The sequence below is a fragment of the Streptomyces sp. NPDC046215 genome, assembly GCF_040646215.1.
GTDB lineage: Bacteria > Actinomycetota > Actinomycetes > Streptomycetales > Streptomycetaceae > Streptomyces > Streptomyces stramineus.
In genome coordinates, this window is record NZ_JBEYZW010000014.1 from 86,211 (window position 1) to 111,719 (window position 25,509).

Genomic DNA, 25,509 nt, shown 5'->3' on the forward strand with positions numbered 1-25,509 from the left:
ATATATCTGCCTAACGTGCGAAAAGGCTGGAACGCATTCGTTCCAGCAATGTCTCCGAAGGGGAAGACGTGAACAAGGCGCAGCTCGTTGAAGCGATTGCCGACAAGCTCGGTGGCCGTCAGCAGGCCGCGGACGCCGTCGACGCAGTGCTCGACGCGATCGTCCGTGCAGTTGTCGCAGGGGACCGGGTCTCGGTCACCGGCTTCGGCTCGTTCGAGAAGGTCGACCGCCCGGCCCGTTACGCCCGCAACCCGCAGACGGGTGAGCGCGTCCGGGTCAAGAAGACCTCCGTGCCCCGCTTCCGCGCGGGTCAGGGCTTCAAGGACCTGGTGAGCGGCTCGAAGAAGCTCCCGAAGAACGACGTCGCGGTCAAGAAGGCGCCCAAGGGCAGCCTCTCGGGCGGCACCAAGACCACCGCCAAGGCCACGACCAAGAAGGCCACCGCCAAGAAGGCGACCACGGCGAAGAAGGCCGCCCCGGCCGCCGCCGCCGCCAAGAAGGCGACCCCGGCGAAGAAGACCACCGCCAAGAAGACGACGGCCACCGCCACCAAGGCTGCCGCCGCCAAGAAGGCCACGCCGGCGAAGAAGACCACCGCCAAGAAGGCCACGGCCACCGCCACCAAGGCTGCCGCCGCCAAGAAGGCCACGCCGGCGAAGAAGACCGCCACCACCGCCACGGCGAAGAAGGCGGCCGCCAAGAAGACGGCTCCCGCCAAGAAGGCCACGGCGACCAAGGCGCCGGCGCGCAAGACCACCGCGCGCAAGACCACCGCCAAGAAGACCGCCGCCAAGAAGTAAGGCAGCGAACGGCGTCACGCGCCGGGCCGGGCTCCCCTCGGGGAGCCCGGCCCGCGGTGTGTGTACGGCGCCCGGGGGCGCTCAGAAGGTCACCAGCGTCACCAGCGTCACGCGCGGCTCACCACCGGAGCCGGCCGCGTCCGCCGCGTTCCCCGTGTCCGTCGCATTCGTCGGGCCCTCAAGGACGATCCGGACCCGCTGGCCGGGCCGCAGCAGCCGCAGGCCGCCCGCGTCGAACGCCGCGGCGTCGAACGGCACCGGGGTGCCGTCGTCCAGGAGCACGCTCCCGGAACGGGTCTGGGGGTCGTAGGTGTACGCGGTGGCCTGCATGGACAGCAGCCTAAGCGCTCCGCTGCATGCCGGGCACCTCATCTGCGGGTGCGCAGTGGCCGGCCGCGCGGCTCCCCGCGCCCTTCGGGGCGCGGCCGACCGCACCGGACGTCGCCGGGCCCGCTCAGTCGGAGCCCGGCCGACCGGGGAGCGCCGGCCTGCCGGCCACGGCCGCCGTCCGGGGTCCCACCCCCAGCGCCAGGGCCGCCAGCAGGTCCGCCGCCGTGTCCACGTCCTGCCGCACGGAATCCACTCCGGCCAGCTCGATCTCCCGGGCGCCCGACGCGCGGTGCCGGGCGCGGGAACGCCCTTCGAACGCCGGCGCCAATTCCCTTCCCGGCCCCGCCGCCAACAGGGTCGTCCCGATTCCCGCGGCGTCCGGAAGAAATGCGCGCGGGAATTCAGCGGCGGAATCGAGCACCCGCCCGAGTTCCGCCGTGCGCAGCGCCGGCAGATCCGCATTGAGCGTCGCCACCGCCGAACGCGGCGACCGCGCGCGCACAAACCGCGCGCCCCGCGCGAGCGCGGCATTCAGCCCGCCGCCCGCGGCCACGGCCCCGGGGGGCACGGGAGGCCCGGGCGTCTCCGGCAGCACCCGCGCGCCCAGCGCGCCGAGCTCCGCCCCGGCCAGCGGGTCGTCCGTGACGACCACCACATCCCGCACCACCCGGCAGGCCAGCGCCGCGGCCACCGTGTCCAGGGCGAACGCCAGCGCGAGCAGGGGCCGCGGGGCGCTCCCGGCCTCCCCCGCAAGACGGCTCTTGGCCACGGCCAGCGGCTTCAGAGGCACCACCAGGGTCCAGAGCACATCCGCCCCCTCTCTTCGCATCAGCCTCATTGTCACCTGCTGCCGCAGCTGCCCGGGGAGCGCGGGGTTACGGTGTTCTCGACAGACCGGGTACCTGGGGCGACACTTGTCCGGCCCCCGGGTTCATACAGCCCCCAGGTCCCAAGAGAAGGGTGTCCGAGTGTCCCGCCACAGAATCGGCTTCTGGTACCGCTTTGCGGCGGTGTTGGCCAAACCGCCGCTCGTGGTTCTGTTCAAGCGGGACTGGCGGGGAATGGAGCACATTCCGGCCGACGGCGGATTCCTCACCGCGGTCAACCACAACTCCTATCTCGACCCGCTGTCGTACGCCCACTTCCAGTACAACACCGGGCGGGTCCCCCGCTTCCTCGCCAAGGCCGCCCTGTTCAAGACGACCTTCGTCGGCACGATCCTGCACGGCACCGGCCAGATCCCGGTCTACCGCGAGACCACCGACGCCGCGACCGCGTTCCGGGCCGCCGTCGACGCCATCAACAGCGGCGAGTGCGTGGCCTTCTACCCCGAGGGCACCCTCACCCGCGACCCGGACATGTGGCCCATGGAGGGCAAGACCGGTGTCGCCCGCGTCGCGCTGCTCACCAAGGCCCCCGTCATCCCGGTCGCCCAGTGGGGCGCCAACGAGGCGATGCCGCCGTACGCCAGGGAGCGCAAGCTGCGGCTCTTCCCCCGCAAGACGCTCAAGGTGCTGGCCGGTCCGCCCGTGGACCTCTCGGAGTTCTACGGCAAGGAACCCACCGCCGACGTGCTGCGCGCCGCCACCGATGTGATCATGGCCGCCATCACCGAGCTCCTCGCCGAACTCCGCGGCGAACCCGCACCCCCCGAGCCGTACAACCACAAGAAGGCGCTTGCCGCCGCCCGCCGGCAGGCGCGGCAGGCCGAGGAGGACACCAAGTGACGCGCTGCGCCGTCTACGGCACCGGTTCGTGGGGCACCGCCTTCGCGATGATCCTCGCGGACGCCGGCTGCGAGGTGACCATGTGGGGCCGCCGTGCCGCCCTGGTGGACGCCGTCAACGCCACCCGCACCAACCCCGACTACCTCCCGGACACCGAGCTGCCGGCCGGCGTGCGGGCCACCACCGACGCGGCCGAGGCGGCGGACGGCGCGCAGTTCACCGTGCTGGCCGTGCCCTCCCAGACGCTGCGCGGCAACCTCACCGAGTGGGCGCCCCTGCTGCCCGCGGACACGGTCCTGGTCTCCCTGATGAAGGGCGTCGAACTGGGCACCGCCAAGCGGATGAGCGAGGTCATCGAGGAGGTCGCGAAGGTCTCCCCGGACCAGGTCGCCGTCCTCACCGGCCCCAACCTCGCCAAGGAGATCGCCGCCCGGCAGCCCGCCGCGGCCGTCGTCGCCTGCCGCGACGAGGCCGTCGCCAAGCGGCTCCAGACGGCCTGCCACACCCCGTACTTCCGCCCGTACACCAACACCGACGTGGTCGGCTGCGAGCTGGGCGGCGCCGTGAAGAACGTCATCGCGCTCGCCGTCGGCATCGCCGACGGCATGGGCCTGGGCGACAACGCCAAGGCGTCTCTGATCACCCGCGGCCTGGCCGAGACCACCCGCCTGGGCCTGGCGATGGGCGCCGACGCCCACACCTTCGCCGGGCTCGCCGGAATGGGCGACCTCGTCGCCACCTGTTCCTCGCCGCTCTCGCGCAACCACACCTTCGGCACCAACCTCGGCCGCGGCATGACCCTCACCGAGACCATCGCCGTCACCCGGCAGACCGCCGAGGGCGTCAAGTCCTGTGAGTCCGTGCTCGATCTGGCCCGCCGCCACGATGTCGACATGCCGATCACCGAGACCGTCGTGGAGATCGTGCACGAGGGCAAGCCGCCGCTGGTGGCCCTCAAGGAACTGATGTCACGCAGCGCCAAGCCCGAGCGGCACTGAGACGCGACGTTGCGTGCGGCGTACCAGGAGGTAGTCTCGTCGCGATATGAGCAGCGAGACCACCCCCCAGAGCCCTGACCGGAGCCGTAAGCCGCGCGTCGCGGTCGTGTTCGGCGGTCGCAGTTCCGAGCACGCGATCTCCGTCGTGACCGCCGGTGCCGTGCTGAACGCCATCGACCGGTCGACGTACGACGTGCTGCCGATCGGCATTACCACCGACGGCCGTTGGGCGCTCACCGCCGACGACCCCGAGCGGATGGCCATCACCGACCGCGCGCTGCCGGACGTCGGCCGGCTGGCGCTGTCGCCCGACGGCACCGTGGTGCTCCCGGTCGACCCCTCGGTGCGCGAGATCGTCTACTCCGAGCCGGGCACGGTCCCCAAGGCGCTGGGCGAGGTCGACGTCGTCTTCCCCGTGCTGCACGGCCCGTACGGCGAGGACGGCACCCTCCAGGGCATGCTGGAGCTCTCCGGCATCCCCTACGTCGGCGCCGGCGTCCTCGCCTCGGCCGTCGGCCAGGACAAGGAGTACATGAAGCGCGTCTTCGTCTCCTACGGCCTGCCGGTCGGCCCCTACGAGGTCATCCGCCCCCGCGAGTGGGCCGCCGACCCGGCCGCCGCCCGCCAGAGGATCGTGGACTTCGCCGGCGAGCACGGCTGGCCGCTCTTCGTGAAGCCCGCCCGCGGCGGCTCCTCGGTGGGCATCACCAAGGTCGACGACCCCTCGGGCCTGGACGACGCCCTGGCCGAGGCCCGCCGCCACGACCCGAAGATCCTCGTCGAGTCGCTGCTGCGCGGCCGGGAGATCGAGTGCGGCGTCCTGGAGCTGGCGGACGGGCCGCGCGCGAGCGTCCCCGCCGAGATCCCCCCGGTCACCGCCCACGACTTCTACGACTTCGAGGCGAAGTACATCGACTCCGCCGCCGGCCTCGTCCCCGCGCCGCTCACGCCCGAGGAGACCGCCCGCGTCCAGGAGCTGGCCGTCCGGGCCTTCGACGCGGTGTCCTGCGAGGGCCTGGTGCGCGCGGACTTCTTCCTCACCGAGGACGGCGAGTTCGTCATCAACGAGATCAACACCATGCCGGGCTTCACGCCCATCTCGATGTACCCGCGCATGTGGCAGGAGAGCGGGGTCAGCTACCCCGAGCTGATCGACGCGCTCATCCAGGCGGCGCTGCGCCGGCCGACGGGCCTGCGCTAGCCGATGATCCCGTAGGGGACCGTGCTGCGGACGGCGTCGGCGAGATCGGTGAGCGCACTGATGTCGCCGGCGCCGCCCACCACCCGCGCCGGCAGCGTCACCTCCACCCACGCCTCACGCTTGACCGTGGTGCACCGGACGGAGCCGTCCGGCTGCTTCTCGGGCAGCCACTCGATACCGTTGATGTCCACGGAGTCGGCCGCGGGATTGCGCTGCAGGAGTGCGGGCTTGGGCACCCCGCAGCGCAGGGCGATGGACTCACCGTCGCCCCACGCTGCGGTGAGGTCCGAATCGGGGTCGGTGCCGCGGCGCTTCCGCCCGTCCACGGTCCCGGGCAACGCCTGGTGCAGGGCCCGGCACTTCGCGGCCTGCGCGCCGGACGGTGTGGGAACCGCAGGGCCCGCCGTGTCGTCGCTCGTGGAACAGCCGACAGCGGCGAAGAACACGACGACAGCGGGCAGGCCGAGCGACCGGCGGAGCGAAGACTTCACCGGCCGAGCATACGGGGGACCTACAGATGGACGACCGGACAGGTCAGGGTGCGGGTGATGCCGTCCACCTGCTGGACCCTGGCGACCACCATGCGGCCGAGCTCGTCCACGGTGTCGGCCTGGGCACGGACGATCACGTCGTACGGACCGGTCACGTCCTCGGCCTGGATCACCCCGGGGATCTTCGAGATGACTTCGGCGACGGTCGACGCTTTGCCGACCTCGGTCTGGATCAGGATGTACGCCTGTACCACGGAACCTCCAGGGCGGCTTCGAGGATCATGTGGGGAGAAGAGACGCCACGGTACCGCGTCGCCGTACGGCGCGGGGAGACCCGCGCTGCCTGCGCGGCGCGGCGCATGTCACAACCGATACTCCTAGGAGGAGCTCAGTGAAAGGCACCGTGGGCGAGTTGGGGGAGTTCGGGCTCATCAGAGAGCTTACTTCCCGGCTCACCACCACCCCTGCGGTCCGGCTCGGGCCGGGTGACGACGCCGCGGTGGTCGCTGCGCCCGACCGGAGGGTCGTGGCCAGTACGGACGTGCTCCTGGAGGGCCGCCACTTCCGGCGCGACTGGTCGACCGCGTACGACGTCGGCCGCAAGGCCGCCGCGCAGAACCTCGCGGACATCGCCGCCATGGGCGCGGTGCCCACCGCCATCCTGCTCGGCCTCGTCGTGCCCGCCGAACTCCCCGCCACCTGGCCCACCGAGCTGATGGACGGGATCCGCGACGAGTGCCAGGTCGCCGGCGCGGCCGTGGTCGGCGGCGACGTGGTGCGCGGCGAGACCATCACCGTGGCCATCACGGCCCTGGGCGACCTGCGCAACCACGAGCCCGTCACCCGCTCCGGCGCCCAGCCGGGCGACGTGGTCGCGGTCACGGGCTGGCTGGGCTGGTCCGCGGCCGGGCACGCCGTGCTCGCCCGCGGCTTCCGCTCGCCGCGGGCCTTCGTCGAGGCCCACCGCCGCCCGGAGCCGCCCTACCACGCCGGCCCCGCGGCCGCCGGGCTCGGCGCCACCGCGATGACCGACGTCAGCGACGGCCTGATCGCCGACCTCGGGCACATCGCCGAGGCCAGCAAGGTCCGCATCGACCTGCACACGGCCGCCATCGACGTCCCCACGCAGATGTCCGACATCGGCCAGGCGGTCGGCGTCGACCCGCTGCAGTGGGTGCTCACCGGGGGAGAGGACCACGCGATCGTGGCGACCTTCCCGCCGGACGTGAAGCTGCCGGCCCGCTGGAAGGTCATCGGCGAGGTCGTCAACCCCTCCGCCCTGCCGCAGGTCACCGTCGACGGCGCCCCCTGGGACAAGGCGGGCGGCTGGGACCACTTCGGGGACGCGGAGCCCGACGAGTAGATTCGGCCCATGCCGATACCTCCACGCGTGCTGACCGTCGCCGGATCCGACTCCGGCGGCGGTGCGGGCATCCAGGCCGACCTCAAGACCATGCTCGCCCTCGGCGCGCACGGCATGAGCGTCCTCACCGCCGTCACCGCCCAGAACTCCCGCGGGGTGCAAGGGGCCTGGCCGCTGCCCGCCGAGGCGGTACGGGCCCAGTTCCGCAGCGTCGTCGACGACATCGGCGTCCAGGCCGTCAAGACCGGCATGCTCGCCTCGGCGGAGCTGGTGGAGACCGTCGCCGAACTCCTCACCGGCCCCGGCGCCCAGGGCGTTCCCGTCGTCGTCGACCCGGTCGGCATCTCCAAGCACGGCGACGCCCTGCTCGCCGCCTCCGCCCTCGACGCGGTCCGGCACAAACTGCTGCCGGCGGCCACGGTCGCCACCCCCAACCTGGACGAGGTCGCCTGGCTCACGGGCGTCCGGGTGACCGCCGAGACCGACCTGCGGCGGGCGGCGGACGCGATCCTCGCCTTCGGCCCCCGCTGGGTGATCGTCAAGGGCGGCCACCTCGACGGCGACGCCGTGGACCTCCTCAGCGACGGCACCGAGGAGCACTGGCTGCGGGCCCCCCGCCACGACAACCGCCACACCCACGGCACCGGCTGCACGCTCGCCAGCGCCGTCGCCGCGGAACTGGCCAAGGGGAGCACCGTCCCGCAGGCCGTCGCGGCGGCCAAGGACTACGTCACCGGCGCCATCGCGGCGGGCTTCCCGCTCGGCGGCGGCATCGGCCCCGTCGACCACGGCTGGCGCTTCCGGGGCTGACGCGTCCGGGCTTCGGGGCGCCCCGGCGCCCCGGGCGTCCGGGCAGACGGAAGCGGCCGGACGCAAACGGGCATGCGAAAAACCGGCCCACCCAGAGGTGGACCGGTGATTCAGGCAACCGGAGGGGGCTGCGCGACACGGCGCGGACGCCGACGCGAGACCGACTCACCCCCGCTTGCGCGGGGAGAACCACTCGCTAGCGCGAGACCTTGCCGGCCTTGATGCAAGAGGTGCAGGCGTTGATCCGCTTCGGCGTGCGCCCGATCACTGCGCGCACCCGCTGGATGTTGGGGTTCCAACGACGGGGGGTACGGCGGTGCGAGTGCGAAATAGCGTTGCCGAAGCCCGGCCCCTTGCCGCAGACGTCGCAGTTGGCAGCCACGGGTTACTCCAAAGACGGGTCACCCCCGCTTCCGCGGGGACAACAGGCACGTACGGTGAATCCCTGCGTGCCGAGATCTCCAGAGAGCGACCGGCAGTACCAGGGGGGTATGGCCCGATTTTCATCGGGCAACCGGAGCAGCATACAACGGCTGCTCCCGTACAACGAAACTACCATGGCTGCCCCACACCCGGCCCGGCCTCGTATATCGCCCTATGTCCGGCCCCCACCGGCCTTCCGGCCGCTCCCGGACTACGCTGCCGATCAGCCGCGGAACACCCGCCGCACACCCCCCAGGGATCCGAGGAGGACACCGGTGCCGCACCTGCTGGACGCCGCCGCGGTACGTACCTGGTGCGCTCTGGCCCTCGACGCGCTCGGCCGGGCCCGCGAGGAGATCGACGCGATCAACGTCTACCCCGTCGCGGACGGCGACACCGGCACCAACCTCTACCTGACCGTCGAATCCGCGGCCCGCGCCGTCGACGCGGTCTTCGACGGGCACGCCACCGGCGGCACCACCGCCGGTGCCCCCCTGGTCCCCGGCCTGCCCGACACCATCCGCGCCATGGCCCACGGCGCCCTCATAGGCGCCCGCGGCAACTCCGGCACCATCCTCGCCCAGCTCCTGCGCGGCATGGCCGAGGTCATCGCGAACCCCCCGGCCCCGGACACCCCGGACGCCTCCGCCGACGACGCCGAGCTGCTGCGGACCGCCCTGCGGCGGGCCGTCGCGTCCGCGTACGAGGGCGTCGCCCGCCCCGTCGAGGGCACCGTGCTCACCGTGGCCGCGGCCGCCGCCGAGGCCGCCGCCGGCGCCCCGGGCGACGCCGCCGCGGTCGCCCGCGCCGCCGACGAAGCGGCCCGCAGCGCCCTCGCCAGGACCCCCGGCCAGCTCGCCGTCCTCGGCAGGGCCGGGGTCGTCGACGCCGGCGGCCTGGGCCTGGTCGAAGTGCTGGGGGCACTGGCCCGGGCCCTGTCGGGGAAGAGCTCCGCAGGCCGCGCCCCGCGCCCCTGGCAGCGGCCTCCCGTCCCGGCCGCCACCGCGGCCGAGAGCTGCCCGGCGGACCCCGTCGCCGGCCCCGCCTTCGAGGTGATCTACCTCCTGGAGGCCGACGACAGCGCGGTGGCCCGGCTGCGGACCCGCCTCGACGCCCTCGGCGACTCGCTCGTCGTCGTCGGCGGCGACGGCCTGTGGAACGTCCACGTGCACGTCGACGACGCCGGGGCGGCCGTCGAGGCCGGCATCGACGCCGGCCGCCCCTACCGCGTCCGCATCACCCACTTCGGCTCCGCCGCCGGCACCGCGCCGGACACCCGCGAGCTCGTCCAGCGGGCCGTCGTCGCCCTCGTCCCCGGCGAAGGGCTCGCCGAGCTGTGCACGGAGGCCGGGGCCACCGCCGTGGCCGTCCGGCCGGGGGAGCCGCCCGCCAGCGGCGAGCTGGTCGAGGCGATCCGGCGCGCGCACGCCCGCGAGGTGGTGCTGCTGCCCAACGACCCCGAACTGCGCCACACCGCGGCCGCCGCGGCCGAGCAGGCGCGCACCGAGGGCGTCCGCGTCGCCCTCGTGCCGACCCGCTCCGCCGTCCAGGGCATCGCCGCCCTCGCCGTCCACGAGCCCGGCCGCCGCTTCGACGAGGACGTCGTCGCCATGACCGCCGCCGCCGGCGCCACCCGCTACGCGGAGCTGGCCGTCGCCGAACGGCAGTCCTGGACCATGGCCGGCATCTGCCAGGCCGGCGACACCCTCGGCCTGATCGACGGCGACGTGGCCGTCATCGGAGGCGACCTCTGCTCCACCGCCGAGACCGTCCTGGACCGGATGCTCGCCGCGGGCGGCGAGATGGTCACCCTCGTCCTCGGCGAGGACGTCCCCGACACCCTCGCCGAACGCCTGGAGCGCCACGTGCGCGGCGGCCACCTCGCCGTCGACACGGTGCTCTACCGCGGCGGCCGGCAGTCACCGCCGCTGCTCATCGGCATCGAATGACCCGGGCGCGCCCGCCCGGGCCCCGGGCGGTCGGCGCGCATTGTCAGCCCCGTGGTGTCCAATGGACCGCGTGCCCGCGCTTCAAGAACCCCTGAAGAAGATCCTCGGCGGCAACACCGCGAAGGTGATGGCCGAGCACCTCGACCTGCACACCGTCGGCGACCTCCTGCACCACTACCCGCGCCGCTACGCCGAGCGCGGCGAGCTGACCCGCCTCGCCGACCTGCCGCTGGACGAACACGCCACGGTCGTCGCGCAGGTCGCCAAGGCCGCCATGAAGACCTTCAACCACGGCAAGGGCGTCCGCCTGGAGGTCGTGGTCACCGACGGCAGCGGCTCGCTGACCCTCGTCTTCTTCGGCCGCGGCGCCTACGCCAGGGAGAAGGAGCTGCTGCCCGGCCGCCGCGGCATGTTCGCCGGCAAGGTCTCCCTCTTCAACCGCACCCGCCAGCTCCTGCACCCCGATTACGAACTGCTGGACAAGGAGAGCGGCGCCGAGGCCGCCGAGTCCTTCGCCGGCCGGCTGCTGCCGATCTACCCGGCCTGCAAGCAGTTCCAGTCCTGGAAGCTCACCAAGGCCGTCGACACCCTGCTGGACCTCTTCGAGGCCGAGCGGTGGCAGGGCATCGTCGACCCGCTGCCCCCGGCGCTGCGCGAGGGCCGGGGCCTGGCCGAGCTCGCCGACGCCTTCCGCAAGGTCCACCGCCCGCGCACCAAGGCCGACATCGAGGACGCGCGGGCCCGCCTGAAGTGGGACGAGGCGTTCGTCCTCCAGGTCGCCCTCGCCCGCAGGCGCCACGCCGACGGCCAGCTCCCCGCCGTGGCCCGCAAGCCGGTGGCCGGCGGCCTGCTCGACACCTTCGACGCGAAGCTGCCCTTCACCCTCACCGACGGCCAGCGCAAGGTCTCCGCCGAGATCTTCGACGACCTCGCCACCGAACACCCCATGCACCGCCTCCTCCAGGGAGAGGTCGGCTCGGGGAAGACGATGGTCGCCCTGCGCGCGATGCTCGGCGTCGTGGACGCCGGCGGCCAGGCGGCGATGCTCGCCCCCACCGAGGTCCTCGCCCAGCAGCACCACCGGTCGATCACCGAGATGATGGGCGAGCTGGCCGAGGGCGGCATGCTCGGCGGCGCCGAGCAGGGCACCAAGGTCGTACTGCTCACCGGCTCCATGGGCACGGCCGCGCGCCGGCAGGCGCTGCTCGACCTCGTGACCGGCGAGGCCGGGATCGTCATCGGCACCCACGCCCTGATCGAGGACAAGGTGCAGTTCCACGACCTCGGCCTGGTCGTGGTGGACGAACAGCACCGCTTCGGCGTGGAACAGCGCGACGCCCTGCGCTCCAAGGGCAAGCAACCCCCGCACCTGCTGGTGATGACCGCGACCCCCATCCCGCGCACCGTCGCCATGACCGTCTTCGGCGACCTGGAGACCTCCGTCCTCGACCAGCTCCCGGCCGGCCGCTCGCCGATCGCCACCCACGTCGTGCCCGCCAAGGACAAGCCGCACTTCCTGGCGCGCACGTGGGAGCGGGTCCGCGAGGAGACCGAGGGCGGCCATCAGGCGTACGTGGTCTGTCCCCGCATCGGTGACGAGGAGGAGACCGGCAAGCCGGGAAAGCGCGGGAAGGCCGCCGGGGAGGACGAGCCGACCGCGGAGGACCTCGCGGAGAAGCGGCCGCCGCTGGCGGTCCTCGACCTCGCCGCACAGCTGACGAAGGGCCCCCTGCGCGGCCTGCGCGTGGAGGTCCTGCACGGGCGGATGCAGCCGGACGCGAAGGACGACGTGATGCGCCGCTTCGCCGCCGGCGAGGTCGACGTGCTCGTCGCCACGACCGTCATCGAGGTCGGCGTGAACGTGCCCAACTCCACCGTCATGGTGATCATGGACGCGGACCGGTTCGGCGTCTCCCAGCTGCACCAGCTGCGCGGGCGCGTCGGCCGCGGCTCGGCGCCCGGCCTGTGCCTGCTGGTGAGCGAGATGCCGGAGGGCAGCCCCGCGCGCACCCGGCTGAACGCCGTCGCCGCCACCCTGGACGGCTTCGAGCTCTCCCGGATCGACCTGGAGCAGCGCCGTGAGGGCGACGTGCTCGGCCAGGCGCAGTCCGGCGTCCGCTCCAGCCTGCGGATGCTCACCGTCATCGACGACGAGGAGGTCATCACGGCCGCCCGGGAGGAGGCCACGGCCGTCGTCACCGCCGACCCCGAGCTCGAACGGCTGCCGGAACTGCGCACCGCGCTGGACGCCCTGCTGGACAAGGACCGGGAGCAGTACCTGGACAAGGGCTGACGGCGGGCCCGGGCCGCCCCCGGGCACCGCGCGGGGCCGACGCCCTGCCGACGGCCTAGGCTGAGGGGCGACGGCCGCCGCCGCCCGCTCACCCCACCCACGAAGGACACGAGGACCCATGACCCGCGTGATCGCCGGCACCGCCGGCGGACGCCGCCTGGCCGTGCCGCCCGGCACCGGCACCCGCCCGACCTCCGACCGGGCGCGCGAGGGCCTGTTCTCCACCTGGGAGTCGCTGTTCGGCCCCCTGACGGACGCCCGGGTCCTGGACCTGTACGCCGGCTCGGGCGCCGTCGGCCTGGAGGCCCTCTCGCGCGGCGCCGCCCACGCCCTGCTGGTGGAGGCCGACCCCGCCGCCGTGCGCGTCATCCGGGAGAACGCCGCCGCGGTCGGGCTGCCCGGCGCGGAGGTCCGGGCGGGCAAGGCCGAGCAGGTCGTCGCCGGCCCGGCGCCCACCCGCCCGTACGACGTCGTCTTCCTGGACCCGCCCTACGCCGCGGCCACCGAAGACGTGTGCGAGATTCTCCTCACACTCGTCCGCCAGGGGTGGCTGGCGGACGAGGCGCTGGTCACCGTGGAGCGCAGCACCAGAAGCGGGGAATTCCCCTGGCCGGACGGGATCGAGCCGCTGAGGGCCCGGCGTTACGGCGAGGGAACGCTTTGGTACGGTCGCGCCGCTTCGACGTGCACAGACCAGACATCTCCCTGCGCGTCATGAATGGACCGGAGAGCGAGGAACCACCGTTGCGCCGCGCCGTCTGTCCGGGGTCGTTCGACCCCGTCACCAATGGACACCTCGACATCATCGCCCGCGCTTCCCAGCTGTACGACGTCGTACACGTGGCCGTGATGATCAACAAGTCCAAGCAGGGCCTGTTCACCGTCGACGAGCGGATGGAGCTGCTCCGCCAGGTCACCGCCGAGTACGGGAACGTGCGGGTCGAGGCCTTCCACGGCCTGCTCGTCGACTTCTGCAAGCAGCGGGAGATCCCGGCCATCGTGAAGGGGCTGCGGGCGGTCAGCGACTTCGACTACGAGCTGCAGATGGCCCAGATGAACATAGGGCTCTCGGGCGTCGAGACCCTGTTCATCCCGACCAACCCCACCTACAGCTTCCTCTCCTCCAGCCTCGTCAAGGAGGTCGCGACCTGGGGCGGGGACGTCTCCCACCTCGTGCCGCCGCTGGTGCTGGAAGCGCTCACCGAGCGGCTCGCCGACGGCTGACGGACTGACGCCACGTCAGTAGCTGTCGGGCCGGGGTCGACTGGTCGTACAGTCGACCCCGTTCGTGCCCATCCGTCATAAAGGCCCATCCGTCATAAAGAGAATGGCGAGCGTCAAGGTGGACGTGCAGAAGAAGCTCGACGAGATCGTCACGACCGTCGCCGGTGCCCGGTCCCTGCCCATGTCGGCCTCCTGCGTCGTCAACCGCGCCGAGCTCCTCGCCCTGCTGGAAGAGGTCCGGGCCGCGCTGCCCGACTCCCTGGCACAGGCCAGGGAGCTGATCGGCGGGCGCGAGCAGCTGGTCGCCGAGGCCCGGGAGGAGGCCGAGCGGATCATCGAGTCCGCCCGCGCCCACCGCGGCTCGCTGATCTCCGACACCGAGGTCGCCCGGCAGTCCCAGGAGGAGGCCGACCGCATCCTCGCCGAGGCCCGCCGGGAGGCGGCGGAGATCCGCGCCGAGGCCGACGACTACGTCGACGGCAAGCTCGCCAACTTCGAGGTCGTCCTCACCAAGACCATCGGTTCCGTCGACCGCGGGCGCGAGAAGCTGCTCGGCCGGGCCGGATCCGACGGCTACGGCACGGCGGACGCGGACGGCCTGCCCGACGACGGCCCCGAGCGCAGCTCCGACCCCCACCTCCAGCGCCAGCACGCCGACGCCTACGTGGACGCCAAGCTCGGCGCGGTCGCGGCCGTCCTGGGCAAGACCCTGGAGGCCGTCGGCCGAGGCCGGCAGAAGCTGCTCGGCGCCCGCCCCTCCGACGAGCTGGGCGCGCACATGGCCGCCCAGGACGGCCTTCCCGGCACCCACCACACCAGCGACGCCGACTTCCTCGCCGGGCTCGCCGCTCCCCAGGAGCCCGCCGCCCCGCCCGCGGTGAGCGCGGTGCCCGCGGCCCCGCAGCCCGGCTACTACCCGGCCGCGGACTACCAGGCCGACCCGTACGCCTATCAGCAGTCCTACGCCCAGCAGCCGGACCCGTACGCGGCCCAGGGCGGCTACGCCCAGGCCGACCCCTACGCCTGGCCCGCCCAGGCCGCCGCGGAGGGCTACGCTCCGCAGGGCGGGTACGTCCCCGAGCCGCGGCACTCCGGCCCGCAGCAGCCGGAGCGGCAGCCCCGGCTCGACGAGGCCAGCCTGTTCGACACGAGCATGATCGACGTTGAGCAGCTCCGCCGGTACGAGGAAGGCCGCTGACCGGACCGGTCGGCCGCTTTCCGTCCGCCAGGGGGGCTGACCAGTCGCGCGCCCGCTGTCGGCCGGCTGCCGATTGGGTGTACAGCGGCCCGTCCAGTATCCTGGTCCTTCGGTCGCGTGTGCATTCGCGATCAGGGCTGCCCGCGACGCATTCAGCGCGTCGGGCGGCCGTCACCGCAGCGTAGAAAGCAGGAAGCCCTGAACGCCCACCTTGATCACCGTGCCCCTCTCGTGTTCGACACACGTGAGCTGGGTCGGCGTCCCGGTGCGCTGAAGAGGGTCTCCCGCTCGATCCCCGCCCCCGCGGATCTCGGTATCGAGGTCATCGGGGTGGCCGAGGGCGCGACGGTGGAGCTGGACCTCCGCCTGGAGTCGGTCATGGAAGGTGTGCTCGTCACAGGCACCGCCCGTGCACCGCTGACAGGGGAGTGCGTAAGGTGTCTGGAGCCGCTGGAGCGAGAGCTCGAAGCGGACTTCCAGGAACTGTTCTCCTACCCCGACGCCGACGACCGGAGCCGCCCCGCGGCGGACACCGGCGACGACGCCGAGGACAATGAGGAGGACATGTTCTTCCTCGAGGCCGACCTGTTCGACCTCGAACCCGTGCTGCGGGACGCGGTGGTGCTCACACTGCCGCTGCAGCCGGTGTGCCAGGAAGACTGCCCCGGCCTGTGCTCCGAGTGCGGAGCGCGGCTGGCGGACGACCCGGACCACCACCACGAGTCCGCCGACATCCGTTGGGCGGCACTGCAGGGCCTCGCCGGGTCCGACCAGGACGGCGAGCTGGACAACGCACCCCGCTCCGGCGGGGATGACTCACAGGAGAAGTAGCCGTGGCTGTTCCGAAGCGGAAGATGTCGCGCAGCAACACGCGCCACCGCCGGTCGCAGTGGAAGGCTGCGGTCCCCACCCTGGTGGCATGCGCTAGCTGCCACGAGCCGAAGCTGCAGCACATCGCGTGCCCCAGCTGCGGCACCTACAACAAGCGCCAGGTCCTCGAGGTCTGATCGGCGGGTGACAGGCTCAATGTCAGACGCCATTACGCCGAAGAAGGCGCCGGCGGACACGGCCTCGTCTCACACGCTTCTGGAAGGGCGGCTCGGGTACAGACTCGAGACCGCCCTTCTGGTGCGTGCGCTGACTCACCGTTCCTTCGCGTACGAGAACGGCGGGCTGCCCACCAACGAGCGGCTGGAGTTCCTCGGGGACTCCGTGCTCGGCCTGGTGGTCACCGACACCCTCTACCGCATCCACCCGGACCTGCCCGAGGGCCAGCTGGCCAAGCTGCGGGCCGCGGTGGTCAACTCCCGTGCGCTGGCGGAGGTGGGCCGCGGCCTCGACCTCGGCTCCTTCATCCGGCTCGGCCGCGGTGAGGAAGGCACGGGCGGGCGCAACAAGGCGTCCATCCTCGCGGACACCCTGGAAGCGGTCATCGGTGCCGTCTATCTCGACCAGGGTCTCGAAGCGGCCGGAGAGCTCGTACACCGGCTCTTCGACCCGCTGATCGAGAAGTCCTCGAACCTCGGTGCCGGCCTGGACTGGAAGACCAGCCTCCAGGAGCTCACCGCCACGGAGGGGCTGGGCGTCCCGGAGTACCTCGTCTCCGAGACCGGGCCCGACCACGAGAAGACCTTCACGGCTGCTGCCCGCGTCGGTGGTGTCGCGTACGGCACCGGCACCGGCCGCAGCAAGAAGGAAGCGGAGCAACAGGCGGCGGAAGCCGCCTGGCGCGCCATCCACGCAGCGGCGGAGGCCCGCGCCTCGGCCGCTGAGGCGGAGGCCCAGGCCGCCGCCGACACCGCCGCGGAAGCGGGCTCCGAGCCCGCCGAAGGCGTGCAGGGCGCGTCACAGCACTGACGCGCGTCGTCCTCGATCGCCGGACGGGCTCCCCAGCCCGTCCGGCGATGTGGTTTACCCCTCCCTTTCACTCCTTTTCACTCCCGTCCCAGGAGTAGCGCGATGCCCGAGTTGCCCGAGGTCGAGGTCGTGCGCCGCGGCCTGGAGCGGTGGATCTGCGGGCGCACGGTCGCCGGTGTCCAGGTGCTGCACCCCCGGGCCGTCCGCCGCCACCTCACCGGCCCCGACGACTTCGCCGCCCGCCTCGCCGGCCGCCGCCTCGGCCCCGCACGCCGCCGCGGCAAGTACCTCTGGCTGCCCCTTGAGACGGACACCCCCGGCGCGGGCCCCGACCAGGCCGTCCTCGCCCACCTCGGCATGAGCGGCCAGCTCCTCGTCCAGCCGCACACCGCCCCCGACGAGAAGCACCTGCGCATCCGCCTCCGCTTCGCCGACACCACCCCCACGGAGCTGCGCTTCGTGGACCAGCGGACCTTCGGCGGCCTGTCGCTCCACGACACCGTGCCCGGCGAGCCCGACGGACTCCCCGACGTCATCGCGCACATCGCCCGCGACCCCCTGGACCCCGCCTTCGACGACGCCGCCTTCCACACCGCGCTGCGCCGCCGCCGGACGACCGTCAAACGGGCCCTGCTCGACCAGTCGCTGATCAGCGGCGTCGGCAACATCTACGCCGACGAGGCGCTGTGGCGCACCCGGCTGCATTACGAACGCCCTACCGCGACCCTGACCGCCCCGCGCACCGCCGAACTGCTCACCCACATCCGCGAGGTCATGAACGAGGCCCTCGCCGTGGGCGGCACCAGCTTCGACGCCCTCTACGTCAATGTGAACGGCGAATCGGGCTACTTCGACCGGTCCCTGGACGCCTACGGGCGCGAGGACGAACCCTGCCGGCGGTGCGGCACGGCCATCCGCCGCCGGCCGTGGATGAACCGCTCCAGCTACTTCTGCCCCCGCTGCCAGAGGGCGCCGCGCGCCCTTTGAACCGGCGGGACTTCGGCTGCGGGCCGACGTTGCCGCCTGCGGCGGCGGGCGCCCTGCGGGCCCGACCGGGGGCACCGCCCAGCGGTAGCTGGCGGAGATTGAGGACACCGCCGCGCAGCGGTGGTGCACCCTCCCCTAGCCGCCTGAAGGGGCCCGCGTCACCGCCCGCCGCCCCCCCGGGATCAATAGCCGAAGTCCTGCGTCCACCACGGGCCGCCCCGGCCGGAGCTCAGCCCGAGACCGAGCGTGCGGTACTCGCGGTTGAGGATGTTCGCCCGGTGCCCGGCGCTGCGCATCCAGGCGTCCATCACGGCGCGGGCGTCCGGATGGCCGCGGGCGATGTTCTCCCCGCCGAGATTGCCGATGCCGCGTTTGGCGGCGCGGTCCCAGGGGGTCCGGCCCTCCGGGTCGGTGTGCGCGAAGAAGCCGCGCCGGGCCATGTCCTCGCTGAACCTCTGGGCCAGGGTCGACAGCCGGGTGCTGGCCTTCAGGGGGCGCAGACCGGCCTTGGCCCGCTCCTGATTGACCAGGGTGAGCACCTGACTCAGCGGCGACGCCGTGAAGTCGGCCGGCCGGGGCTGCGCCGCCCGGACGGTGTCGGTGCCGGCCGCCACGACGGAGCCGACCGGGTCGGAGGAGGGGGCCGTGACGGGCGGGGCCTCCGGCTCCGGAGCGGTGCCCGACACACCGCCGTGGTCGGAGCGCGGCTGTTCGGCGGGTGCGTCGGGCGGGGCCTGTGGGACCGGTGAGGCGGGAGCGCCTTGTGGGGCGTAGTCGTTGCCCGTGCGGCCGGCCTCGCGGCGCACCGGCGGCCGGGCCCGCTCGGGCGCCGGTGCCGCGGCGGCCGGGGAGTCGGCGGAGGGCACCTCGAAGGACGGCTCCTCGGCCCGCACCTGCCCGCCGGGGCCGCCCGGGCCGCTGCCACCGCCGAGCTGGAGGGTGTCCCCGCCGGAGAACAGCCCGGAGGCCACCGCCACCACGCCCATGGCCATCGCGGCGGACGCCCCCAGCAATCCCGTGCGCACCGGGGCCTTCGCCCTGCCGCGCCCGGCCCTGCCCGCGCCGCCGTGCCGGTCCTGCGGGTCGTCGGGCTCGTAGGGCGGGCCCGGGTCGGTGCGCTCGCGCGTCGGCGGAGCCGCGGCCGCGGGGACCGCTGGGGGGTGACCGGGGGTCTGGGGGGCAGAGCGTCGATGGCGACCCATCCGCTGCCTTCCTTACGTGCTCGGCGTCATCGTGCGTCACTCGTACGGGCTAGACCTGTTGAGCGGCGACTGTAGGGCAATAGGTGTGGGGTCGGGGTGCTCCTTGTGCAATTGCCCGGTTAGCGTGCAGACATGAACGAGAATGTCCGTCTGACGGCCTGGGTCCGTGGTCATGTGCAGGGTGTTGGCTTCCGATGGTTCACCCGGGAGAACGCGCTGGGGATCGGAGGGCTCGCCGGCTTCGCCTCGAACCTGGCCGACGGCCGTGTCCAGGTCGTCGCCGAGGGCCCGCGCGAGGGATGCGAGCACCTGCTCGCATGGCTGCGCGACGGCGACACGCCCGGGCGCGTGGACGGGGTCACCGAGATCTGGGGAGCACCGCGCGGCGGTTACGACGGCTTCGAGATCAGATGACCGGCTGCTTGCCGCGCTTCGTTCAGAAAAACGAATCCTCCGTGCTCAAAGGCGACGGCCCGGTCGCGGAAGAAGGGAGTGCGGTGCGCCGCGAGAGCCTTATTGATATGCCATTGGCATATGCGAAGGGCAGAAATTCCCTGATGGTTGCCAAGACGGCCGCATCGTGGAAGGCTGCCATTCAACGGATGATCTCCACGCCCTCCGGGCCCCGGCAGAGAGTGCGCCGCGCATAAGCCGCCGCGCACCCCTGGGACGCCTGCGGATACGGGGTGTGATCGTGTTGACCGTCAAACTTTTTGGTGAGACTCTGGAAGCCCCGCGCACCTTAGCTGTTTGGCATTGAACACGGCAGTAGTGATGGCAGACACCGCGGGTGCGAATCCCTCACGACCCACACCGCTTCGGTCGGTCACTCAGTGTGGAGGACCATCCATCATGGCAAAGGCGCTTCTCGGTTACGTCGGCGGCTCCGACCCCCGAGTTCTCTCCGAGATGCGACGGCTTCAGCAGCGTGTCCAGGATCTTGAATCCGAGCTCATTCGGATGCAGGCCGAGAACGACGCGCTGGCCGCCGCCGCTCACCACGGCGACTCGCTGCTCGACATCGACGTACCGCAGGCGGAGCCCGCGCTCGCCTGACCCTCGCCCTGCCCGGGGGTTCGGTCGGGCTGCACTGTCAGCCGCTTGAGAGTTGTGCAAGGGACGCTTCGGCGTCCCTTCGTCGCATCCGCGGCGCCTGATCCGATCTTCGTATCACCGTGCCCGTTCCGGCCGGATCGCGTCGCGCCCCCTTCACGTCTGATGTGCCCTGCCCTTTCCCTGGTGAAACCCTGGAAGGGCGGCACGCCACAGCCCCGCACCGGACACCGGCGGGGGCGGTACGGCCGGTAAAGTCCTCCCGCGTGCACCTCAAGAGCCTGACCCTGCGCGGGTTCAAATCCTTCGCTTCTGCGACGACCTTGCGCTTCGAGCCCGGCATCACCTGTGTGGTGGGCCCCAACGGCTCAGGGAAGTCCAACGTCGTCGACGCCCTGTCCTGGGTGATGGGCGAACAGGGCGCCAAGTCTTTGCGCGGCGGAAAGATGGAGGACGTCATCTTCGCCGGGACGACCGGCCGACCGCCCCTGGGCCGCGCCGAGGTCACCCTCACCATCGACAACTCCGACGGTGCCCTGCCCATCGACTACGCCGAGGTCACCATCGCGCGGACGATGTTCCGCAACGGCGGCAGCGAATACCAGCTCAACGGCGACACCTGCCGGCTCCTGGACATCCAGGAACTGCTCTCCGACTCCGGCATCGGCCGCGAAATGCACGTCATCGTCGGCCAGGGCCAGCTGGACTCCGTCCTGCACGCCGACCCGACCGGCCGCCGCGCCTTCATCGAGGAGGCGGCGGGCGTCCTCAAGCACCGCAAGCGCAAGGAGAAGGCGCTGCGGAAGCTCGACGCGATGCGGGCGAACCTCGCCCGCGTCCAGGACCTCACCGACGAACTGCGGCGTCAGCTCAAGCCGCTCGGCCGGCAGGCCGCGGCCGCCCGCCGGGCCGCGGTCATCCAGGCGGACCTGCGCGACGCCCGGCTGCGGCTGCTCGCCGACGACCTGGTGACCCTCCGGGAGGCCCTGCGCGCCGAGCTGGCGGACGAGGCCGCGCTCAAGGCCCGCCGGGAAGCCGCCGACGCCGAACTGCGGGCGGCGCTCGGCCGCGAGGCCGCCCTGGAGGAACAGGTGCGGACCCTCACCCCGCGCCTGGCCCAGGCCCAGCAGACCTGGTACGAACTGTCCCGGCTCGCCGAGCGGGTGCGCGGCACCGTCGGCCTGGCGGACGCCCGCGTCACGAGCGCCACCGCGCCCCCCGAGGACGAACGGCGCGGCCGCGACCCGGAGGACCTGGAGCGCGAGGCCGCCCGCGTCCGCGAACAGGAGGCCGAACTCACGGCCGCCCTGGAGGCGGCGAGCCGCGCCCTGGAGGACACCTCGGCGCACCGCGCCGCACTGGAGCACCGCCTGGCGGACGAGGAACGGCGGCTGCGGGACGCCGCCCGGGCCTTCGCCGACCACCGCGAGCAACTCGCCCGGCTGCACGGCCGCGCCACCGCCGCCCGCGACCGGGCGTCCTCCGCGCAGGCCGAGATCGACAGGCTGACCGCCGCCCGCGACGAGGCCCGCCGGCGGGCCGCCACCGCCCAGGAGGAGTACGCACGGCACCAGGCCGAGGTCGACGGAATCAACGCGGACGACGCGGAGCTGGTGGAACGTCACGAAGCCGCCAGACACGAGCTGGCCGCGGCGGAGACCGCCCTGACCGAGGCCCGCGAGGCCGCGACCGGCACCGAACGGCGGCGGGCCGCGACCGCCGCCCGCCGTGACGCCCTGGCACTGGGGCTGCGGCGCAAGGACGGCACGGGCGCCCTCCTCGCCGCGCAGGATCGTTTGTCCGGCCTCCTGGGCCCGGCCGCCGGACTCCTGACGGTCACCGGCGGCTACGAACTCCCCGTCGCCGCCGCCCTGGGCGCCGCGGCCGACGCCCTCGCCGTCACCGACACCGCCACCGCGGCCGACGCCCTGCGGCTGCTCCGCAAACAGGACGCGGGACGCGCGGCCCTCCTGGTCACCGGGCCGCCCGTGCCCGAAGCGCCCGAAGACGTGCAGCCCGAAGACGGCGCGCACCGGCCGGCCGCGGCTTTCGTCCACGGACCCGACGGTCCGAGGGCGGCCGTGCGCGAGCTGCTGCGCGGCGTCGTGGTCGTCGGCACGCTGGAGGACGCCGAGGAACTGGTCGCCGCCCGGCCCGAGCTCAGGGCCGTCACCATGGAGGGCGATCTGCTCGGGGCCCACTTCGCCCAGGGCGGATCGGGCGGCGCCCCGAGCCTCCTGGAGGTGCGGTCCGCCGTCGACGAGGCCACGGCCGAACTGACCGAGCTGGACGCCCGCTGCGAGGAACTCGCCACCGCGCAGCGCGCCGCCACCGCGCTGCGCGCCGCGTGCGCCGCCCGGGTCGAGGAGCTGGCCGCCCGGCGCAGCGCCGCGGACCGGGAGAAGTCCCAGGTCGCCCAGGCGCTCGGACGGCTCGCCGGGCAGGCCAGGGCGGCGGCGGACGAGGCGGGGCGCACGGCGGCCGCGGTCGCGCGGGCCGAGGAGGCGCTCGTCCGGGCCACCGAGGAGGCCGAGGAGCTGGCCGAGCGGCTGGCGGTGACCGAGGAGAGCGGCCCCGGCGAGGGCACGGACGAACCCGACACCTCCGTACGGGACCGGCTGGCGGCCGACGGGGCCAACGCCCGGCAGACCGAGATGGAGGCACGGTTGCAGGTCCGCACGCACGAGGAGCGCGTCAAGGCGCTCGCGGGCCGGGCCGACGGGCTCGACCGGGCGGCGCGCGCCGAGCGCGAGGCGCGGGCCCGCGCGGAGCGGCGCCGGGCCCGGCTGCGCCACGAGGCGAAGGTCGCCTCGGCCGTCGCCGCCGGGGCCCGGCAGCTCCTCGCGCACATCGAGGTGTCGCTCGTGCGCGCCGACGAGGAGCGGCGCGCCGCCGAGTCCGCCAAGAGCGAGCGGGAGCGGGCACTGATCGCCGAGCGGAATCGGAGCCGGGACCTCAAGGGCGAGCTGGACAAGCTCACGGACTCGGTGCACCGGGGCGAGGTGCTGGGCGCGGAGCAGCGCCTGCGCATCGAGCAGCTGGAGGCGCGGGCGCTGGAGGAGCTCGGCGTGGAGCCGGCGGCGCTGGCGGCCGAGTACGGCCCCGACCAGCTCGTTCCGGCATCGCCGCCGGAGGAGGGCGAGGAGCTTCCCGAGGACCCGGAGCACCCGAGGAACCGGCCGGTGCCGTACGTCCGGGCCGAGCAGGAGAAGCGGCTGCGGAGCGCCGAGCGGGCCTACCAGCAGCTGGGCAAGGTCAATCCGCTGGCGCTGGAGGAGTTCGCGGCGCTGGAGGAGCGGCACCAGTTCCTCTCCGAGCAGCTGGAGGACCTGAAGAAGACCCGCAGCGACCTGCTTCACGTCGTGAAGGACGTGGACAAGCGGGTCGAGGAGGTCTTCACGGAGGCGTACCACGACACGGCCCGCGAGTTCGAGGGTGTCTTCGCCCGGCTCTTCCCCGGCGGTGAGGGCCGCCTCGTCCTCACCGACCCGGACGACATGCTGGCCACCGGGGTGGACGTGGAGGCCCGACCGCCGGGGAAGAAGGTCAAGCGGCTGTCCCTGCTCTCGGGCGGCGAGCGGTCGCTGACGGCCGTCGCGCTGCTGGTGGCGATCTTCAAGGCGCGGCCGAGCCCGTTCTACGTGATGGACGAGGTCGAGGCGGCGCTGGACGACACCAACCTCCGGCGCCTGATCAAGATCATGGAGGAACTCCAGGAGAGCTCACAGCTGATCGTGATCACGCACCAGAAGCGGACGATGGAGGTGGCCGACGCGCTCTACGGGGTGTCGATGCAAGGTGACGGAGTGTCGAAGGTCATCAGCCAGCGGCTGCGTTGATCTTCTTGTTGATCTCCATTCTTCAAGTGTTGAACACAACACCCCGGAAGCCGACAGGAAACTTCTTGGTTACGACCTATTGACTTAGAAACATGAAGGCATAAGGTCTGCAACGTTGCTAATACCTTCAAGTGGTGGGCCCCAAAGACTTATGCCCCACTTGAAGGGCCAAGCCCCCCACGCCCGGCAACGCCGCCGGGCCTCAGGAGTTCACGTTGACCAGCACTGCGATGGCGCAGGGGTCCGAGGGCCGCAAGGCCGCGCCGGACCACCTCGGCCATGTCATCTTCATCACCGCGGCAGCGGCCATGGGTGGCTTCCTCTTCGGCTACGACAGCTCCGTGATCAACGGTGCTGTCGAGGGCATCCGCGGGAAGTACGACATCGGCTCGGCCGCCCTGGCCCAGGTCATCGCCATCGCCCTGATCGGCTGTGCGATCGGTGCCGCCACCGCGGGCCGCCTCGCGGACCGCATCGGCCGCATCCGCGTCATGCAGATCTCCGCGACGCTCTTCACGATCAGCGCGGTCGGCTCGGCCCTGCCGTTCGCCCTGTGGGACCTCGCCTTCTGGCGCGTCCTCGGCGGCATCGCCATCGGCATGGCCTCGGTCATCGGCCCGGCCTACATCGCCGAGGTCTCCCCGCCGGCGTACCGCGGCCGGCTCGGCGCCTTCCAGCAGGCCGCGATCGTCATCGGCATCGCCGTCTCCCAGCTCGTCAACTGGGGCATCCTCAACCTCGCCGACGGCGACCAGCGCGGCCACATCCTGGGCATCGAGGCGTGGCAGCTCATGCTCGGCGTCATGGTCGTCCCGGCCGTCCTCTACGGCCTGCTCTCCTTCGTGATCCCCGAGTCGCCGCGCTTCCTGATCTCCGTGGGCAAGGTCGACAAGGCCAAGGCCGTCCTCGCGGACGTCGAGGGCAAGGCCGTCGACCTCGACAAGCGCGTCGCCGAGATCGAGCTGGCCATGCACAGCGAGCAGAAGTCCACCTTCAAGGACCTCCTCGGCTCCAAGGCGGGCTTCCTGCCCATCGTCTGGGTCGGCATCGGCCTGTCGGTCTTCCAGCAGCTCGTCGGCATCAACGTGGCGTTCTACTACTCCGCGACGCTGTGGCAGTCCGTCGGCATCGACCCGAGCGACTCGTTCCTCTACTCCTTCACCACGTCGATCATCAACATCGTCGGCACCGTGATCGCGATGATCTTCGTCGACCGCATCGGCCGCCGGCCGCTCGCGCTCATCGGCTCGGCCGGTATGGCCATCTCCCTCGCCCTGGAGGCATGGGCCTTCTCCGCCCAGGCCGCCGACGGCTCCCTGCCGACCACCCAGGGCACGGTGGCCCTCATCGCGGCCCACGCGTTCGTGCTCTTCTTCGCCCTCTCGTGGGGTGTCGTGGTCTGGGTCTTCCTCGGCGAGATGTTCCCCAACCGCATCCGCGCCGCGGCGCTCGGCGTGGCCGCCTCCGCGCAGTGGATCGCCAACTGGGCCATCACCGCGAGCTTCCCGAGCCTGTCGGACTGGAACCTCTCGGGCACCTACGTCATCTACACGGTCTTCGCCGTGCTCTCGATCCCCTTCGTGCTGAAGTTCGTGAAGGAGACCAAGGGCAAGGCGTTGGAGGAGATGGGCTAACCCCCCCGCTGCCCTTCTCCTCGAAGGACGTCGCCCCGGCTCACTCAGGAAGCCGGGGCCGACGGGCGAGGGCCCGGCCGTGTGGTGCGACCCCGCGGAGCTGGACGAGGCCGATGAGCGGGCGTTCGCG

The 25,509-nt window shown here is 72.6% G+C and carries 25 protein-coding genes; 19 read left to right on the forward strand and 6 right to left on the reverse strand.

Features of this window, described 5'->3' with window-relative positions; translation table 11 throughout:
- Positions 1-68: 68 nt before the first annotated feature.
- Positions 69-800, forward strand: a complete 732-nt coding sequence (locus ABZ951_RS09095) for an HU family DNA-binding protein (RefSeq protein WP_344097635.1) — start codon at positions 69-71, stop codon at positions 798-800.
- Between the two features lie 81 nt (positions 801-881).
- Here ABZ951_RS09095 and ABZ951_RS09100 read toward each other — a convergent pair whose 3' ends face one another.
- Both ABZ951_RS09100 and cofC read right to left on the reverse strand, forming a co-directional pair.
- Positions 882-1,130: a hypothetical protein gene (locus ABZ951_RS09100; protein WP_344097637.1), complete on the reverse strand. Its 249-nt coding sequence runs from the start codon at positions 1,128-1,130 to the stop codon at positions 882-884.
- Between the two features lie 124 nt (positions 1,131-1,254).
- Positions 1,255-1,938, reverse strand: coding sequence for a 2-phospho-L-lactate guanylyltransferase (gene cofC, locus ABZ951_RS09105; protein WP_344098010.1), 684 nt, complete (start codon positions 1,936-1,938; stop codon positions 1,255-1,257).
- Positions 1,939-2,098: 160 nt separating this feature from the next.
- On the opposite strand from cofC, the gene ABZ951_RS09110 reads away from it, so the two are divergent.
- The 3 genes from ABZ951_RS09110 to ABZ951_RS09120 are packed head-to-tail and all read left to right on the forward strand — an operon-like array spanning position 2,099 to position 5,056.
- A complete protein-coding gene (locus ABZ951_RS09110; RefSeq protein ID WP_344098001.1) occupies positions 2,099-2,857 on the forward strand; it encodes a lysophospholipid acyltransferase family protein in 759 nt (252 codons plus the stop codon).
- Positions 2,858-2,904: 47 nt separating this feature from the next.
- Positions 2,905-3,855, forward strand: coding sequence for an NAD(P)H-dependent glycerol-3-phosphate dehydrogenase (locus tag ABZ951_RS09115; protein WP_344098011.1), 951 nt, complete (start codon positions 2,905-2,907; stop codon positions 3,853-3,855).
- Positions 3,856-3,901: 46 nt separating this feature from the next.
- Positions 3,902-5,056 carry a D-alanine--D-alanine ligase family protein gene (locus ABZ951_RS09120; protein ID WP_344098002.1) on the forward strand — a complete coding sequence of 385 codons (1,155 nt, stop codon included), beginning with the start codon at positions 3,902-3,904 and terminating at the stop codon, positions 5,054-5,056.
- On the opposite strand, the gene ABZ951_RS09125 is transcribed toward ABZ951_RS09120, so the two are convergent.
- Positions 5,053-5,547, reverse strand: coding sequence for a DUF3515 domain-containing protein (locus ABZ951_RS09125; protein WP_344098003.1), 495 nt, complete (start codon positions 5,545-5,547; stop codon positions 5,053-5,055). The two genes, ABZ951_RS09120 and ABZ951_RS09125, sit on opposite strands and share 4 nt — an antisense overlap.
- A gap of 20 nt (positions 5,548-5,567) precedes the next feature.
- Positions 5,568-5,801 carry an Lrp/AsnC ligand binding domain-containing protein gene (locus ABZ951_RS09130; RefSeq protein WP_344098004.1) on the reverse strand — a complete coding sequence of 78 codons (234 nt, stop codon included), beginning with the start codon at positions 5,799-5,801 and terminating at the stop codon, positions 5,568-5,570.
- Positions 5,802-5,938: 137 nt separating this feature from the next.
- On the opposite strand from ABZ951_RS09130, the gene ABZ951_RS09135 reads away from it, so the two are divergent.
- Both ABZ951_RS09135 and thiD read left to right on the forward strand, forming a co-directional pair.
- Positions 5,939-6,910 (forward strand): thiamine-phosphate kinase, encoded by a 972-nt coding sequence (locus tag ABZ951_RS09135; RefSeq protein ID WP_344098005.1) that lies wholly within the window; start codon positions 5,939-5,941, stop codon positions 6,908-6,910.
- 9 nt (positions 6,911-6,919) lie between these two features.
- Positions 6,920-7,720, forward strand: coding sequence for a bifunctional hydroxymethylpyrimidine kinase/phosphomethylpyrimidine kinase (thiD, locus tag ABZ951_RS09140; RefSeq protein WP_344098006.1), 801 nt, complete (start codon positions 6,920-6,922; stop codon positions 7,718-7,720).
- Positions 7,721-7,916: 196 nt separating this feature from the next.
- On the opposite strand, the gene rpmB is transcribed toward thiD, so the two are convergent.
- Positions 7,917-8,102: a 50S ribosomal protein L28 gene (gene rpmB, locus ABZ951_RS09145; protein ID WP_087926075.1), complete on the reverse strand. Its 186-nt coding sequence runs from the start codon at positions 8,100-8,102 to the stop codon at positions 7,917-7,919.
- Positions 8,103-8,418: 316 nt separating this feature from the next.
- Between rpmB and ABZ951_RS09150 the strand changes: the two genes are divergently transcribed.
- The 9 genes from ABZ951_RS09150 to mutM all read left to right on the forward strand — a co-directional run bounded on the left by ABZ951_RS09150 (position 8,419) and on the right by mutM (position 17,651).
- Positions 8,419-10,092, forward strand: a complete 1,674-nt coding sequence (locus ABZ951_RS09150; RefSeq protein WP_361279525.1) for a DAK2 domain-containing protein — start codon at positions 8,419-8,421, stop codon at positions 10,090-10,092.
- Positions 10,093-10,153: 61 nt separating this feature from the next.
- A complete protein-coding gene (recG, locus tag ABZ951_RS09155; RefSeq protein ID WP_344097500.1) occupies positions 10,154-12,385 on the forward strand; it encodes an ATP-dependent DNA helicase RecG in 2,232 nt (743 codons plus the stop codon).
- Positions 12,386-12,503: 118 nt separating this feature from the next.
- Positions 12,504-13,103, forward strand: a complete 600-nt coding sequence (gene rsmD, locus ABZ951_RS09160) for a 16S rRNA (guanine(966)-N(2))-methyltransferase RsmD (RefSeq protein WP_344097499.1) — start codon at positions 12,504-12,506, stop codon at positions 13,101-13,103.
- The gene (coaD, locus tag ABZ951_RS09165; RefSeq protein WP_344097497.1) at positions 13,100-13,609 is read left to right on the forward strand and encodes a pantetheine-phosphate adenylyltransferase; all 510 of its coding nucleotides are present in this window, start codon (positions 13,100-13,102) and stop codon (positions 13,607-13,609) included. Before rsmD ends, coaD begins: the two co-directional genes overlap by 4 nt.
- Before the next feature lie 118 nt (positions 13,610-13,727).
- Complete coding sequence (locus ABZ951_RS09170; protein ID WP_344097501.1) at positions 13,728-14,807, forward strand: cell division initiation protein; 1,080 nt, start codon at positions 13,728-13,730, stop codon at positions 14,805-14,807.
- Between the two features lie 231 nt (positions 14,808-15,038).
- Positions 15,039-15,638, forward strand: a complete 600-nt coding sequence (locus ABZ951_RS09175) for a DUF177 domain-containing protein (protein WP_344097494.1) — start codon at positions 15,039-15,041, stop codon at positions 15,636-15,638.
- 2 nt (positions 15,639-15,640) lie between these two features.
- Complete coding sequence (gene rpmF / locus ABZ951_RS09180) at positions 15,641-15,814, forward strand: 50S ribosomal protein L32 (protein ID WP_030087884.1); 174 nt, start codon at positions 15,641-15,643, stop codon at positions 15,812-15,814.
- 19 nt (positions 15,815-15,833) lie between these two features.
- Positions 15,834-16,664 carry a ribonuclease III gene (gene rnc, locus ABZ951_RS09185; protein WP_344097490.1) on the forward strand — a complete coding sequence of 277 codons (831 nt, stop codon included), beginning with the start codon at positions 15,834-15,836 and terminating at the stop codon, positions 16,662-16,664.
- Positions 16,665-16,766: 102 nt separating this feature from the next.
- Entirely contained in the window at positions 16,767-17,651 is an 885-nt protein-coding gene (gene mutM / locus ABZ951_RS09190) for a bifunctional DNA-formamidopyrimidine glycosylase/DNA-(apurinic or apyrimidinic site) lyase (protein WP_344097487.1), read from the forward strand.
- Positions 17,652-17,833: 182 nt separating this feature from the next.
- On the opposite strand, the gene ABZ951_RS09195 is transcribed toward mutM, so the two are convergent.
- Entirely contained in the window at positions 17,834-18,853 is a 1,020-nt protein-coding gene (locus ABZ951_RS09195) for a CAP domain-containing protein (RefSeq protein ID WP_344097485.1), read from the reverse strand.
- A gap of 132 nt (positions 18,854-18,985) precedes the next feature.
- Here ABZ951_RS09195 and ABZ951_RS09200 point away from each other — a divergent pair, with 132 nt between their 5' ends.
- From ABZ951_RS09200 to ABZ951_RS09215, 4 genes are all read left to right on the forward strand, one after another.
- Positions 18,986-19,267 carry an acylphosphatase gene (locus ABZ951_RS09200; protein WP_344097482.1) on the forward strand — a complete coding sequence of 94 codons (282 nt, stop codon included), beginning with the start codon at positions 18,986-18,988 and terminating at the stop codon, positions 19,265-19,267.
- A 438-nt stretch (positions 19,268-19,705) separates the two neighbouring features.
- Complete coding sequence (locus ABZ951_RS09205) at positions 19,706-19,909, forward strand: hypothetical protein (RefSeq protein WP_344097480.1); 204 nt, start codon at positions 19,706-19,708, stop codon at positions 19,907-19,909.
- 263 nt (positions 19,910-20,172) lie between these two features.
- Positions 20,173-23,745, forward strand: coding sequence for a chromosome segregation protein SMC (smc, locus tag ABZ951_RS09210; protein ID WP_361279530.1), 3,573 nt, complete (start codon positions 20,173-20,175; stop codon positions 23,743-23,745).
- 215 nt (positions 23,746-23,960) lie between these two features.
- Complete coding sequence (locus ABZ951_RS09215) at positions 23,961-25,379, forward strand: sugar porter family MFS transporter (protein ID WP_344095073.1); 1,419 nt, start codon at positions 23,961-23,963, stop codon at positions 25,377-25,379.
- The last annotated feature ends 130 nt before the right edge of the window (positions 25,380-25,509 follow it).

Excerpts from the sequence above, each read along its gene's own strand:
- ABZ951_RS09195 (WP_344097485.1), bottom strand. The coding sequence starts at position 18,853 with ATGGGTCGCCATCGACGCTCTGCCCCCCAGACCCCCGGTCACCCCCCA.
- rsmD (WP_344097499.1), top strand. The coding sequence starts at position 12,504 with ATGACCCGCGTGATCGCCGGCACCGCCGGCGGACGCCGCCTGGCCGTG.
- mutM (WP_344097487.1), top strand. The coding sequence starts at position 16,767 with ATGCCCGAGTTGCCCGAGGTCGAGGTCGTGCGCCGCGGCCTGGAGCGG.
- ABZ951_RS09205 (WP_344097480.1), top strand. The coding sequence starts at position 19,706 with ATGGCAAAGGCGCTTCTCGGTTACGTCGGCGGCTCCGACCCCCGAGTT.
- ABZ951_RS09200 (WP_344097482.1), top strand. The coding sequence starts at position 18,986 with ATGAACGAGAATGTCCGTCTGACGGCCTGGGTCCGTGGTCATGTGCAG.
- ABZ951_RS09100 (WP_344097637.1), bottom strand. The coding sequence starts at position 1,130 with ATGCAGGCCACCGCGTACACCTACGACCCCCAGACCCGTTCCGGGAGC.
- thiD (WP_344098006.1), top strand. The coding sequence starts at position 6,920 with ATGCCGATACCTCCACGCGTGCTGACCGTCGCCGGATCCGACTCCGGC.
- ABZ951_RS09115 (WP_344098011.1), top strand. The coding sequence starts at position 2,905 with ATGATCCTCGCGGACGCCGGCTGCGAGGTGACCATGTGGGGCCGCCGT.
- coaD (WP_344097497.1), top strand. The coding sequence starts at position 13,100 with ATGAATGGACCGGAGAGCGAGGAACCACCGTTGCGCCGCGCCGTCTGT.
- recG (WP_344097500.1), top strand. The coding sequence starts at position 10,154 with ATGGACCGCGTGCCCGCGCTTCAAGAACCCCTGAAGAAGATCCTCGGC.
- ABZ951_RS09120 (WP_344098002.1), top strand. The coding sequence starts at position 3,902 with ATGAGCAGCGAGACCACCCCCCAGAGCCCTGACCGGAGCCGTAAGCCG.
- rnc (WP_344097490.1), top strand. The coding sequence starts at position 15,834 with ATGTCAGACGCCATTACGCCGAAGAAGGCGCCGGCGGACACGGCCTCG.